The organism is Enterobacter cloacae complex sp. FDA-CDC-AR_0132 (assembly GCF_003010695.1).
In the GTDB taxonomy this organism is placed as follows: domain Bacteria; phylum Pseudomonadota; class Gammaproteobacteria; order Enterobacterales; family Enterobacteriaceae; genus Enterobacter; species Enterobacter ludwigii.
In genome coordinates this window covers 183,845-197,469 of the sequence record NZ_CP027618.1, presented here as the reverse complement: position 1 = coordinate 197,469, position 13,625 = coordinate 183,845, and the positions used below count along the sequence as shown (strand labels likewise).

The 13,625-nt window shown below is 53.1% G+C and carries 11 protein-coding genes; 9 read left to right on the top strand and 2 right to left on the bottom strand.

Annotated elements, in window-relative coordinates; genetic code table 11:
• Nucleotides 1-37: 37 nt before the first annotated feature.
• Together yfbR and alaA are read right to left on the bottom strand one after the other, a co-directional pair.
• Nucleotides 38-637 (bottom strand): 5'-deoxynucleotidase, encoded by a 600-nt coding sequence (gene yfbR, locus AM379_RS00905; protein ID WP_014171003.1) that lies wholly within the window; start codon nucleotides 635-637, stop codon nucleotides 38-40.
• A gap of 93 nt (nucleotides 638-730) precedes the next feature.
• Complete coding sequence (gene alaA, locus AM379_RS00900) at nucleotides 731-1,945, bottom strand: alanine transaminase AlaA (protein WP_014171002.1); 1,215 nt, start codon at nucleotides 1,943-1,945, stop codon at nucleotides 731-733.
• Between the two features lie 941 nt (nucleotides 1,946-2,886).
• On the opposite strand from alaA, the gene lrhA reads away from it, so the two are divergent.
• The 9 genes from lrhA (at nucleotide 2,887) to nuoI (ending at nucleotide 13,625) form a co-directional block, all read left to right on the top strand.
• Nucleotides 2,887-3,825, top strand: a complete 939-nt coding sequence (gene lrhA, locus AM379_RS00895) for a transcriptional regulator LrhA (protein WP_025203584.1) — start codon at nucleotides 2,887-2,889, stop codon at nucleotides 3,823-3,825.
• Between the two features lie 630 nt (nucleotides 3,826-4,455).
• Nucleotides 4,456-4,896: an NADH-quinone oxidoreductase subunit NuoA gene (gene nuoA / locus AM379_RS00890; RefSeq protein WP_014171000.1), complete on the top strand. Its 441-nt coding sequence runs from the start codon at nucleotides 4,456-4,458 to the stop codon at nucleotides 4,894-4,896.
• 15 nt (nucleotides 4,897-4,911) lie between these two features.
• Nucleotides 4,912-5,586, top strand: coding sequence for an NADH-quinone oxidoreductase subunit NuoB (gene nuoB, locus AM379_RS00885; RefSeq protein WP_003861482.1), 675 nt, complete (start codon nucleotides 4,912-4,914; stop codon nucleotides 5,584-5,586).
• Nucleotides 5,587-5,675: 89 nt separating this feature from the next.
• Nucleotides 5,676-7,478, top strand: a complete 1,803-nt coding sequence (gene nuoC, locus AM379_RS00880; RefSeq protein ID WP_014170999.1) for an NADH-quinone oxidoreductase subunit C/D — start codon at nucleotides 5,676-5,678, stop codon at nucleotides 7,476-7,478.
• Between the two features lie 2 nt (nucleotides 7,479-7,480).
• Nucleotides 7,481-7,981: an NADH-quinone oxidoreductase subunit NuoE gene (nuoE, locus tag AM379_RS00875; RefSeq protein WP_014170998.1), complete on the top strand. Its 501-nt coding sequence runs from the start codon at nucleotides 7,481-7,483 to the stop codon at nucleotides 7,979-7,981.
• Nucleotides 7,978-9,315: an NADH-quinone oxidoreductase subunit NuoF gene (gene nuoF, locus AM379_RS00870; RefSeq protein WP_014170996.1), complete on the top strand. Its 1,338-nt coding sequence runs from the start codon at nucleotides 7,978-7,980 to the stop codon at nucleotides 9,313-9,315. Before nuoE ends, nuoF begins: the two co-directional genes overlap by 4 nt.
• A 53-nt stretch (nucleotides 9,316-9,368) precedes the next feature.
• Complete coding sequence (nuoG, locus tag AM379_RS00865; protein ID WP_032678612.1) at nucleotides 9,369-12,095, top strand: NADH-quinone oxidoreductase subunit NuoG; 2,727 nt, start codon at nucleotides 9,369-9,371, stop codon at nucleotides 12,093-12,095.
• Entirely contained in the window at nucleotides 12,092-13,069 is a 978-nt protein-coding gene (gene nuoH / locus AM379_RS00860; RefSeq protein WP_014170994.1) for an NADH-quinone oxidoreductase subunit NuoH, read from the top strand. The genes nuoG and nuoH overlap by 4 nt, the downstream gene beginning before the upstream one ends.
• A 13-nt stretch (nucleotides 13,070-13,082) precedes the next feature.
• Nucleotides 13,083-13,625 carry an NADH-quinone oxidoreductase subunit NuoI gene (nuoI, locus tag AM379_RS00855; protein ID WP_003861491.1) on the top strand — a complete coding sequence of 181 codons (543 nt, stop codon included), beginning with the start codon at nucleotides 13,083-13,085 and terminating at the stop codon, nucleotides 13,623-13,625.

Below are 13,625 nucleotides of genomic sequence, written 5' to 3'. Positions count from 1 at the left end.
CTAATGCCGGGTAGCGATGTCGCGACCCGGCATACCGTCAGAGAGGGGAGTCCTGACTGATCTCGTCCAGCGACAAATGGAAGCTCGGCACAAACACCTGCATGAAATAATCCATCTCTTCGCTGCGGCGTGATTCCAGCGTTTTTTCCAGACGCGTTTTCGCCAGCAGAAATTCGTTATTCCCCGCGGACAGCTCTTCCAGACATTTCAGGTAAGCGCATAGCGCATCCGCCTGCTTAACCAGTAATTTTTCCTCTTCCGTGTACTGATGCTCATCAATCAGCGGCTCAAAAATATCGCGCAGCTCGTCCGGCACCATGTCGATCAGTTTCTGCTGAGCAATCTTCTCAATGGCCTTATATTCCTGGGCTATCTGCGAGTTGAAATATTTCACGGGTGTCGGTAAATCCCCGGTCAGCACTTCCGAGGCATCGTGATACATCGCCAGCAGGGCAATACGCTCAGCGTTAACCTGCCCGTTGAATTTCCGGTTTTTAATGGCAGCCAGAGCGTGAGCGACCATCGCAACCTGCAGACTGTGCTCCGACACATTCTCGGTGCGGACATTGCGCATCAGCGGCCAGCGGTTGATCAGTTTAAGGCGGGAGAGGTGGGCAAAGAAATGACTCTGACTCATAGGTTACCTTTTGTCTTCACTGCGACAGACTTCATTGTGCGGGGAGGGGAGGCAAGATGCAAATCAGGCTACCGAAGTAGCCTGATTTTAAGATTACTGGTGGTAACCTGAGAGGAAACGTCCAAAGCGGCTGATGGCCATCTCGAGGTCATCTTCACGCGGCAGGGTAACGATACGCACGTGATCCGGCCACGGCCAGTTAAAGGCGGTACCCTGAACCAGCAGCACTTTTTCCTGCAGCAGGAAATCGAGCACCATCTTCTGGTCGTCATGAATATTAAAGCGTTTCGCGTCGATTTTCGGGAACATGTAGAGCGCGCCGTTCGGCTTCACGCAGGAGACGCCTGGAATATCGTTGATAAGCTCCCACGCGCGGTTACGCTGCTCATATAAACGCCCGCCTGGCACGATAAACTCGCTGATGCTCTGATAGCCGCCGAGTGCGGTCTGGATAGCATGCTGCGCCGGCACGTTGGCACATAAACGCATAGAGGCGAGCATTTCCAGCCCTTCAATATAGCCTTTCGCATGTTTTTTCGGGCCGTTTAAGACCATCCAGCCCTGACGGAAACCGGCCACACGGTAGGTTTTAGACAGGCCGTTAAAAGTCACGGTCAGCAGGTCCGGAGCCAGTGCGGCGATAGAGTGGTGCTGCGCCGCGTCATACAGGATCTTGTCGTAAATTTCGTCGGCAAAGATGATCAGGTTGTGCTGGCGGGCGATCTCCACGATCTCCATCAGCAGCTCTTTTGAGTAGACCGCGCCCGTTGGGTTGTTCGGGTTAATAATAACGATGCCGCGCGTGCGTGGGGTAATTTTCGCACGAATATCATCGAGATCCGGGAACCAGTCAGAGGACTCGTCGCAAAGATAGTGCACGGCTTTACCGCTGGACAGGGATACGGCCGCCGTCCACAGCGGATAATCCGGCGCGGGAACCAGCATTTCGTCACCGCTGTTCAGCAGCGCCTGCATGGCCTGCACGATCAGCTCAGAGACACCGTTGCCGATATAGATATCTTCAACGGTAACATCACGCATATCGCGCGCCTGGTAGTGCTGCATGATGGCTTTTCGTGCGGAGTAAAGTCCTTTTGAATCGCAATAGCCTTGCGCAGTAGGCAGGTTGCGGATCACATCAACCAGAATTTCATCCGGCGCTTCAAAACCAAATGGCGCAGGGTTACCAATGTTGAGTTTTAGAACCTTATTGCCTTCTTCTTCAAGGCGTTTAGCCTCTTTCAGAACCGGGCCACGGATGTCGTAACAGACGTTATCTAGCTTGCTGGATTTTTCGATAGGGGACATGAACCTTTAACCTTTTCGCGATTGTTGCCACTCCCTGCCGTGGAAGTCAGCACGGAATAATGTACTCCCCCCTCGCTGCGTTTTGAAGGGCGGGCAGGAGAAGATTTTGTGGAGTGAATGAAAATGGTGTGAATCTTTTTCGCTATCAGCGAACAATTTAACTGACGTAAAGTAAGGTTAATGGTGTGAAAGTAGGTTTATTGTGCTGTTAAATAATATAAATGTTGTATATTGTTCTGATAAAAATAAATAATATCCGCAACCTGCGTGGCAGTTACGCTGAGTGACCTTTCGTAAAACCTGAATGCTTCGTTACGTGGGGTTGTAATAGTGTGCATTGGCTAAAAGTTACTCATGTGAAATTAATGTTAAGTGTTATTAATGAATGGCCTTAATCTAAATTAAAATTTATTTATTATTAACCAACAAAATGCAACTTTAGTTAATTTTAATAAAATTAGTTGAGAAGCTTAACAACCCTCATAAATCCTCAATATTGCAATAAGACTTATAAATAAAGTGGATTTGGGTTAAGATGTCTTTCAGGAAAGCTGGGCACAGATACATATGTTTTGTATTTGTGGAACAGGTTTTCTGAATTAATTGATTGTTATTGTTAGAGTTATCTCTGGCCGGAATGGGTTAAACATCTCCTGCTACGTTGACAGCACTGCGAGAAAGATGGCAGAAAGGGTGTATCACCCTTAATGGAATTTACATAAACCTGCAAACATCTAAATATCCTGAACGTTTAAGAGAATAAAAATAACGTCATGAAACGTGCTTTCTGACTGTTGATATTAAAACAGCACAATAACTATCTGTCAGGCAGTCTGCCGGGCCGGGATGCGAGGGAAAACCTTCAGAGGGAATTGCTTAACTGTTACACACACAGCTTCAACCCGGGCAGCTCCGCACGAGCAACCTGAAAGTGAAAAGATATGATAAATGCAAATCGTCCGATAATGAATCTCGACCTCGATCTGCTGAGAACGTTTGTTGCGGTCGCCGATCTCAACACTTTTGCAGCTGCTGCTGCCGCCGTTTGCCGAACCCAGTCCGCCGTTAGCCAGCAAATGCAACGGCTGGAACAACTGGTTGGTAAAGAGCTCTTTGCCCGTCACGGGCGTAATAAGCTCTTAACGGAACACGGTATTCAGCTTCTGGGTTATGCCAGGAAAATACTTCGCTTTAATGACGAAGCATGTATGTCATTAATGTATAGCAACCTGCAAGGGGTGCTAACGTTAGGTGCGTCTGATGAGTCAGCAGACACAATATTGCCATTTCTTCTCAATCGAATTAGTTCGGTTTATCCGAAGCTTGCGCTGGACGTTAGCGTAAAACGAAATGCTTTTATGATTGAGATGTTAAATGAGAATAAGGTCGATCTGGTGGTGACCACGCACCGTCCAGGGCAATTTAATTGCCTGACGTTGCGCACGTCTCCGACGCATTGGTATTGCGCCGCTGAATATGTGCTGCAAAAAGGTGAGCCAATTCCATTGGTATTACTGGATGATCCGAGTCCGTTCCGCGATATGGTGTTGGCGGCGCTCAATGAGGCCAATATTCCATGGCGTCTGGCTTATGTGGCTTCCACATTGCCAGCGGTACGTGCTGCCGTGAAAGCGGGGCTTGGAGTAACGGCCCGTCCGGTAGAAATGATGAGCCCGGATCTGCGCGTACTGGGTAAATCAGATGGTCTTCCTGCTTTGCCTGATACGGAGTATCTGCTCTGCCACAATACGTCCAGCAATAACGAACTGGCGAAAGTCGTGTTCGAGGCGATGGAAAACTACCATAATCCATGGCAGTTCGAACATGTTACCTCCGAAGGGGGGGATGATTCCCTGATCGTTGAAGGGGACTTTGAGTGATCGACAGCTCAAAATTCTGGTAACAATTTGTAAATGTAAAAAAAAGCCACTCACGCGATTTTCGCCTGCAGTGGCTTTTTTTTGGCAGTAATACCCGCGATCACCGCGTGGATTTTTAGGATAGTGTCTATTTATCAGTGAGATAAATGCTTTTGTTCAAATGTTGTGCGTTTCCCGTTCAGTCTCCCTCCAGCTCGCCTCGATGTTAATAAAACAGGAAATATGTTGCTGGTTTTTTGGGTGAATTAACAAAAGCGTGTCTCAGATCAAGAAAATACTCCTCTTTGGGGGGAGGAATCGTTGGCAAATCCTGTCAAAATAGGAGGGTTATTTTTTTTACTTCCAAAACGGACACGATTCAACAACATGCATTTGACGTAAACTCAGGTACCCACCAGGGTTAAAGGGCACCAAATGTTAATGAGAATCGCTCGATGTAATTTAATGTGAAGAAACCTTTGTTAAAGTTGACAAAAGGTTATAGAAAGGAGTAAAAAACCCCATCATTTTGCTGTCTACGTCTCATTTCTGACAGTTAGTGTAAGGTTTTTCGTTCCTCCCCATGAATCGATGTGATGCCCATCTGCCAGCAAGAGCAGTGTCGTAGGTATCACTTTTGATGAGTAAGCAATGAGTATGTCAACATCCACAGAAGTCATCGCTCATCACTGGGCATTCGCAATCTTTCTTATTGTAGCCATTGGCCTGTGCTGCCTGATGTTAGTCGGCGGCTGGTTCCTGGGCGGTCGCGCCCGTGCAAGGCACAAGAACACACCTTTCGAATCAGGTATTGATTCAGTAGGTTCCGCTCGCTTACGCCTGTCTGCCAAGTTCTATCTGGTAGCCATGTTCTTCGTCATCTTTGACGTGGAAGCGCTTTACCTTTTCGCATGGTCAACTTCCATCCGCGAAAGTGGTTGGGTGGGCTTTGTCGAGGCCGCAATTTTCATTTTAGTGTTACTGGCCGGTCTGGTTTATCTGGTGCGTATTGGCGCGCTTGACTGGACGCCTGCGCGTTCACGTCGTGAACACATCAACCCGGAAAACAGTATCTCTAATCGTCAGCAGTAACAGCGAGGCAATAAGATGGATTATACGCTCACCCGCATAGATCCTAACGGTGAGAATGACCGTTACCCCCTGCAAAAACAGGAGATCGTAACCGACCCCCTGGAGCAAGAAGTCAATAAAAGCGTGTACATGGGCAAACTCGAGCATGCCATGCACGATATGGTCAACTGGGGTCGTAAGAACTCCATCTGGCCTTACAACTTTGGCCTTTCTTGCTGCTACGTTGAAATGGTGACGTCATTCACTGCGGTGCATGACGTTGCGCGTTTTGGGGCAGAGGTACTGCGTGCTTCCCCACGTCAGGCTGACCTGATGGTGGTGGCAGGTACATGCTTTACCAAGATGGCACCTGTTATTCAGCGTTTGTATGACCAGATGCTGGAGCCAAAATGGGTTATTTCCATGGGCGCATGTGCAAACTCTGGCGGTATGTACGACATTTATTCCGTCGTACAGGGCGTAGATAAGTTTATTCCAGTGGATGTTTACATCCCGGGTTGTCCGCCGCGTCCGGAAGCTTACATGCAGGCGCTGATGCTGCTGCAGGAGTCTATCGGTAAAGAACGTCGTCCGCTCTCCTGGGTGGTTGGCGATCAGGGTGTTTACCGCGCCAACATGCAGTCTGAGCGCGAGCGTAAACGCGGCGAACGTATTGCAGTAACCAATCTGCGTACGCCTGACGAAATTTAATTTGCGCCTGTGGGCATGGAGTAAACCTTCGCATATCACTACTCAAATAGCGCGAAGCCACGCCCTACAGTCACCACGGACCATTTGCAATGGTGAACAATATGACCGACTTAACCGCGCAAGAAGCCGCCTGGCAAACACGGGATCATCTGGATGACCCTGTCATTGGCGAACTGCGCAACCGTTTTGGGCCGGATGCCTTTACTGTTCAGGCGACCCGCACCGGGGTACCCGTTGTTTGGGTGAAGCGTGAGCAATTACTGGAAGTGGTCGATTTCCTCAAGAAATTGCCAAAACCTTACGTCATGCTGTTTGACTTACACGGCATGGATGAACGTCTGCGTACGCACCGCCAGGGTCTCCCTGCTGCGGATTTTTCCGTTTTCTACCACCTGATCTCAATAGACCGTAATACGGATATCATGCTCAAGGTGGCATTGTCTGAAAACGACATGCATCTGCCGACGATCACTAAACTTTTCCCGAACGCTAACTGGTATGAGCGTGAAACCTGGGAAATGTTCGGGATGACCTTCGACGGCCACCCGCATCTGACGCGCATCATGATGCCGCAGACGTGGACCGGCCACCCGCTGCGTAAAGACTATCCGGCACGTGCGACTGAATTCGACCCGTTTGAGCTGACGAAAGCCAAGCAGGATCTGGAGATGGAAGCGCTGACCTTCAAGCCGGAAGACTGGGGCATGAAACGCGGGACGGAAAACGAGGACTTCATGTTCCTCAACCTCGGTCCAAACCACCCCTCTGCGCACGGTGCTTTCCGTATTATTCTTCAGCTTGATGGCGAAGAGATTGTCGACTGCGTACCGGACATCGGTTACCACCACCGTGGTGCTGAGAAGATGGGCGAGCGTCAGTCCTGGCACAGCTACATTCCGTATACCGACCGTATCGAGTACCTCGGCGGTTGCGTAAACGAAATGCCTTACGTGCTGGCCGTTGAGAAACTGGCAGGTATCACCGTACCGGATCGCGTTAACGTCATCCGCGTGATGCTCTCCGAACTGTTCCGTATCAACAGCCACCTGCTGTATATCTCCACGTTCATTCAGGACGTTGGCGCGATGACCCCGGTCTTCTTTGCCTTTACCGATCGTCAGAAAATCTACGATCTGGTAGAAGCCATCACCGGTTTCCGTATGCACCCGGCCTGGTTCCGTATCGGCGGTGTGGCACACGATCTGCCGCGCGGCTGGGAGCGTCTGCTGCGTGAATTCCTCGACTGGATGCCAAAACGTCTGGCTTCTTACGAGAAAGCCGCACTGCGTAACACCATCCTGAAAGGCCGTTCCCAGGGCGTTGCAGCCTACGGTGCGAAAGAAGCGCTGGAGTGGGGTACGACAGGTGCGGGTCTGCGCGCAACCGGTATTGATTTCGACGTGCGTAAAGCCCGTCCTTACTCTGGCTATGAAAACTTCGACTTCGAAGTCCCGGTTGGCGGCGGTGTTTCCGACTGCTACACCCGCGTGATGCTGAAAGTTGAAGAGTTGCGCCAGAGTCTGCGCATCCTTGAGCAGTGCCTCAACAACATGCCGGAAGGCCCGTTCAAGGCGGATCACCCGCTGACGACGCCGCCGCCGAAAGAGCGCACGCTGCAACATATCGAAACCCTGATCACCCACTTCCTGCAGGTTTCCTGGGGTCCGGTCATGCCGGCGCAAGAATCCTTCCAGATGATTGAAGCGACCAAGGGTATTAACAGTTACTACCTGACCAGTGACGGCAGCACCATGAGCTACCGTACCCGCGTGCGTACACCAAGCTTTGCGCACCTGCAGCAGATCCCGTCCGCCATCCGCGGCAGTCTGGTCTCCGACCTGATTGTGTATCTGGGTAGTATCGATTTTGTTATGTCAGATGTGGACCGCTAATTATGCACGAGAATCAACAACCACAAACCGAGGCTTTTGAGCTGAGTGAAGCAGAACGTGCTGCTATTGAGCACGAGATGCACCACTACGAAGACCCGCGTGCGGCGTCCATTGAAGCGCTGAAAATCGTTCAGAAACAGCGTGGTTGGGTGCCGGATGGGGCGATCTATGAGATCGCAAAAGTGCTGGGCATTCCGGCAAGTGACGTAGAAGGCGTAGCCACGTTCTACAGCCAGATCTTCCGTCAGCCGGTGGGTCGCCATGTGATCCGCTACTGTGACAGCGTGGTTTGTCACATTACCGGTTATCAGGGCATTCAGGCAGCGATTGAGAAAAAGCTCAATATCAAGCCAGGCCAGACCACGTTCGATGGCCGCTTTACGCTGCTGCCAACCTGCTGCCTGGGGAACTGCGACAAGGGGCCGACCATGATGATTGATGAGGATACTCACAGTTATCTGACGCCGGAAGCCATTCCTGACCTGCTGGAGCAGTACAAATGAAAACTGTAATTCGTACTGCTGAAACTCATCCACTGACCTGGCGTCTGCGTGATGACAAACAGCCGGTATGGCTCGACGAATACCAGAGCAAAAACGGCTATGCCGGTGCGCGTAAAGCCCTGGGCGGCATGGCACCGGACGATATCGTCAGTGCGGTTAAAGACGCTGGCCTGAAAGGGCGCGGCGGCGCAGGCTTTTCCACCGGTCTGAAGTGGAGCCTGATGCCAAAAGACGAATCCATGAACATCCGTTACCTGCTGTGTAACGCTGATGAAATGGAACCGGGCACCTATAAAGACCGCCTGCTGATGGAACAGCTGCCGCACCTGCTGGTGGAAGGCATGCTGATCTCCGCGTTCGCGCTGAAAGCGTACCGGGGTTACATCTTCCTGCGCGGTGAATACATCGAAGCGGCTGAAAACCTGCGTCGCGCGATTGCCGAAGCCACTGAAGCGGGCCTGCTGGGTAAAAACATCCTTGGCACCGGTTTCGACTTCGAGCTGTTCGTGCACACCGGGGCAGGGCGTTATATCTGTGGTGAAGAGACCGCACTGATTAACTCCCTTGAAGGCCGCCGTGCGAACCCACGTTCCAAGCCACCGTTCCCGGCAAGCTCTGGCGTCTGGGGTAAACCGACCTGTGTAAACAACGTCGAAACCCTGTGTAACGTCCCGGCAATCCTCGCCAATGGCGTGGAGTGGTATCAGGGCATCTCGAACAGTAAAGATGCCGGTACCAAGCTGATGGGCTTCTCCGGTCGCGTGAAGAACCCTGGCGTCTGGGAACTGCCGTTTGGCACCACTGCACGTGAAATTCTTGAAGACTACGCTGGCGGCATGCGTGATGGCCTGAAATTCAAAGCCTGGCAGCCAGGCGGTGCAGGGACCGACTTCCTGACCGAGGCCCATCTTGATCTGCCGATGGAATTCGAAAGCATTGGTAAAGCAGGCAGCCGTCTGGGTACGGCGCTGGCGATGGCCGTCGACCATGAGATCGGCATGGTATCGCTGGTGCGTAACCTCGAAGAGTTCTTTGCTCGCGAGTCCTGCGGCTGGTGTACACCGTGCCGTGATGGTCTGCCGTGGAGCGTGAAGATCCTGCGTGCTATCGAACGTGGCGAAGGCCAGCCTGGCGATATCGAGACACTTGAGCAACTGTGTCGATTCCTGGGCCCCGGGAAAACCTTCTGTGCCCACGCACCAGGCGCCGTTGAGCCACTGCAGAGCGCGATTAAATATTTCCGCGACGAATTCGAAGCAGGCATCAAGCAGCCGTTCAGCAATACCCATGCCATCAATGGGATTCAGCCGAACCTGCTGAAAGCGCGCTGGTAAAACAGAATTTTGATTAACGCTCAGTTACGACTGAGCCAACTGGAAGCATGCTAATGGCTACGATTCATGTAGACGGCAAAGAGTATGAGGTCAACGGGGCGGACAACCTGCTGGAAGCTTGTCTGTCGCTCGGCCTTGATATTCCGTATTTTTGCTGGCATCCGGCGCTGGGCAGCGTCGGTGCTTGCCGCCAGTGTGCGGTGAAGCAATATCAAAACGCGGAAGACACGCGTGGTCGCCTGGTGATGTCCTGTATGACGCCAGCCACCGAAGGCACTTTTATTTCGATTGATGACGAAGAAGCCAAACAGTTCCGTGAAAGCGTTGTGGAATGGTTGATGACTAACCACCCGCACGATTGCCCGGTCTGTGAAGAGGGCGGTAACTGCCACCTTCAGGATATGACCGTAATGACCGGTCACAGCTTCCGTCGCTATCGCTTTACCAAACGTACCCACCGCAACCAGGATCTGGGGCCGTTCATCTCTCACGAAATGAACCGCTGCATCGCCTGCTACCGCTGCGTGCGTTACTACAAAGATTACGCAGACGGACAAGATCTGGGCGTGTATGGCGCGCATGACAACGTCTACTTCGGTCGTCCGGAAGACGGTACGCTGGAAAGCGAATTCTCCGGTAACCTGGTCGAGATTTGTCCAACCGGCGTCTTCACCGATAAAACCCACTCCGAGCGTTACAACCGTAAGTGGGACATGCAGTTTGCACCAAGCATCTGCCAGCAGTGTTCGCTGGGCTGTAACACCAGCCCGGGTGAGCGCTATGGCGAACTGCGTCGTATTGAAAACCGTTATAACGGTACCGTTAACCATTACTTCCTGTGCGACCGCGGTCGTTTCGGCTACGGCTACGTGAACCTGAAAGACCGTCCACGTCAGCCCGTTCAACGCCGTGGTGATGACTTCATCACCCTGAACGCTGAACAGGCGATGCAGGGCGCGGCAGATATTCTGCGCCAGTCGAAGAAAGTGATCGGTATCGGCTCCCCGCGCGCCAGCATCGAAAGTAACTTCGCGCTGCGTGAGCTGGTTGGGGCGGAAAACTTCTACACCGGTATCGCTCAGGGCGAGCAGGAACGTCTGCAGCTGGTACTGAAAGTGCTGCGTGAAGGCGGTATTCACACCCCAGCGCTGCGTGAAATTGAATCTTATGATGCGGTTCTGGTGCTGGGTGAAGATTTGACGCAGACCGGCGCTCGCGCTGCCCTGGCGGTTCGTCAGGCGGTCAAAGGTAAAGCTCGTGAAATGGCGGCGGCTCAGAAAGTGGCTGACTGGCAGATTGCGGCAATCCTCAACATCGGTCAGCGTGCGAAGCATCCTCTGTTTGTGACAAACGTCGACAACACGCGTCTGGACGATATCGCGGCGTGGACCTACTGCGCGCCGGTTGAAGATCAGGCCCGTCTTGGCTTTGCGATTGCTCATGCGCTGGACAGCAATTCTCCGGCCGTTGAAGGTCTCGATCGCGACCTGCAGAACAAGGTTGATGTGATTGTTCAGGCCCTGGCGGGTGCGAAGAAACCCCTGATTGTTTCCGGGACTAACGCCGGTAGCGCGGAGATCATTCAGGCTGCCGCGAACGTGGCTAAAGCGCTGAAAGGCCGTGGTGCAGACGTTGGCGTGACCATGATTGCCCGTGCGGTGAACAGCATCGGTCTGGGAATGATTGGCGGTGGCTCTCTGGAAGCTGCGTTAAGCGAACTGGAATCCGGTGCCGCTGACGCCGTTGTGGTGCTGGAAAACGACCTGCATCGCCATGCTTCTGCCGCACGCGTTGACGCAGCGCTCTCCAAAGCGCCGCTGGTGATGGTTATTGACCATCAGCGCACCGCGATCATGGACAAAGCGCACCTGGTGCTCTCTGCGGCAAGCTTCGCGGAAAGCGACGGTACGGTTATCAACAACGAAGGCCGCGCACAGCGTTTCTTCCAGGTGTATGACCCGGCGTACTACGACAGCAACACCATAATGCTGGAAAGCTGGCGCTGGCTGCACTCTCTGCACAGCACCGTTCAGAGCCGTGAAGTGGACTGGACGCAGCTCGACCATGTTATCGACGCGGTCGTGGAAAAACTGCCTCAGCTGGCTGGCATCAAAGATGCGGCTCCTGACGCAAGCTTCCGTATTCGTGGCCAGAAACTGGCGCGTGAACCGCACCGTTACAGCGGTCGTACCGCGATGCGTGCCAACATCAGCGTTCACGAACCTCGTCAGCCGCAGGATAAAGACACGATGTTTGCCTTCTCAATGGAAGGGAACAACCAGCCGTCTGCACCGCGCTCTCAGGTTCCGTTCGCATGGGCACCAGGCTGGAACTCCCCGCAGGCATGGAACAAATTCCAGGCTGAAGTGGGCGGCTCTCTGCGCCACGGTGACCCGGGCGTGCGTCTGATTGAAGCTTCCGACACCGGTCTGGACTTCTTCACCACCGTGCCGGCGAGCTTCCATGCGCAGGAAGGGAACTGGCGTATTGCGCCGTACTACCATCTGTTCGGTAGTGACGAATTGTCCCAGCGTTCTCCGGTATTCCAGAGCCGCATGCCGCAGCCGTACATCAAGCTTAACCCGGCAGATGCCGCGAAGCTTGGCGTTAACGCGGGTGCGAACATCGCCTTTAGCTATGATGGCCAGACAATCAGCTTGCCGCTGATTATCTCTGAAAGGCTGACAGCAGGGCAGGTGGGTTTGCCGATGGGTATGCCTGGCATCGCGCCGGTACTGGCGGGTGCGCGTCTTGATAATCTGCAGGAGGCAAAAGCATGAGTTGGTTAACGCCGGATCTTATCGACATCCTGCTGAGCATTCTGAAAGCGATAGTTATCCTGCTGGTGGTCGTCACCTGTGGCGCGTTCATGAGCTTTGGTGAACGTCGTCTGCTCGGTCTGTTCCAGAACCGTTACGGACCGAACCGCGTGGGCTGGGGTGGTTCACTCCAGCTGGTAGCGGACATGATCAAGATGTTCTTTAAAGAGGACTGGATCCCGCGCTTCTCGGACCGCGTGATCTTTACTCTGGCACCGATGATCGCCTTTACCTCGCTGCTGCTGGCGTTCGCGATTGTTCCTGTCAGCCCGACCTGGGTGGTGGCTGACCTGAACATTGGCATTCTGTTCTTCCTGATGATGGCAGGCCTCGCCGTGTATGCGGTGCTGTTCGCGGGCTGGTCCAGTAACAACAAATACTCCCTGCTGGGTGCGATGCGTGCTTCTGCGCAGACGCTGAGCTACGAAGTATTCCTGGGGCTTTCCCTGATGGGTGTGGTGGCGCAAGCCGGTTCATTCAACATGACCGACATCGTCAACAACCAGGCTGACATCTGGAACGTTATCCCGCAGTTCTTTGGTTTTATTACCTTTGCTATCGCGGGCGTGGCGGTGTGTCACCGTCACCCGTTTGACCAGCCAGAAGCCGAACAGGAACTGGCCGACGGTTACCACATCGAATATTCCGGTATGAAATTCGGTCTGTTCTTCGTGGGCGAGTACATCGGTATTGTCACCATTTCCGCGTTGATGGTAACGCTGTTCTTTGGTGGCTGGCATGGCCCGTTCTTACCGCCGTTCATCTGGTTCGCGCTGAAAACCGCGTTCTTCATGATGATGTTCATTTTGATTCGCGCAGCGTTACCGCGTCCGCGTTATGACCAGGTAATGTCCTTCGGCTGGAAAGTGTGCCTGCCGCTGACGCTCATCAACTTGCTGGTAACGGCGGCTGTCATTCTCTGGCAGCAGCCATAAGGGGCTATAGACCATGACCTTAAAAGAATTATTGGTAGGTTTCGGCACTCAGGTACGCAGTATCTGGATGATCGGCCTGCACGCGTTTGCCAAACGCGAAACCCGGATGTACCCGGAAGAGCCGGTATATCTGCCGCCGCGCTACCGTGGCCGTATCGTGCTGACGCGCGATCCGGACGGTTCAGAGCGCTGCGTTGCCTGTAACCTGTGTGCGGTAGCGTGTCCGGTGGGCTGTATCTCTCTGCAGAAAGCAGAGACGGTAGATGGCCGCTGGTATCCTGAGTTCTTCCGCATCAACTTCTCACGCTGCATTTTCTGCGGTCTGTGTGAAGAAGCGTGCCCAACCACGGCGATTCAGCTGACCCCGGACTTCGAACTGGGTGAGTATAAGCGTCAGGACCTGGTGTACGAGAAAGAGGATCTGCTGATTTCCGGTCCGGGCAAATACCCGGAATATAACTTCTACCGGATGGCGGGTATGGCAATCGACGGCAAAGATAAGGGCGAAGCAGAGAACGAAGCTAAGCCTATCGACGTCAAGAGCCTGTTACCGTAA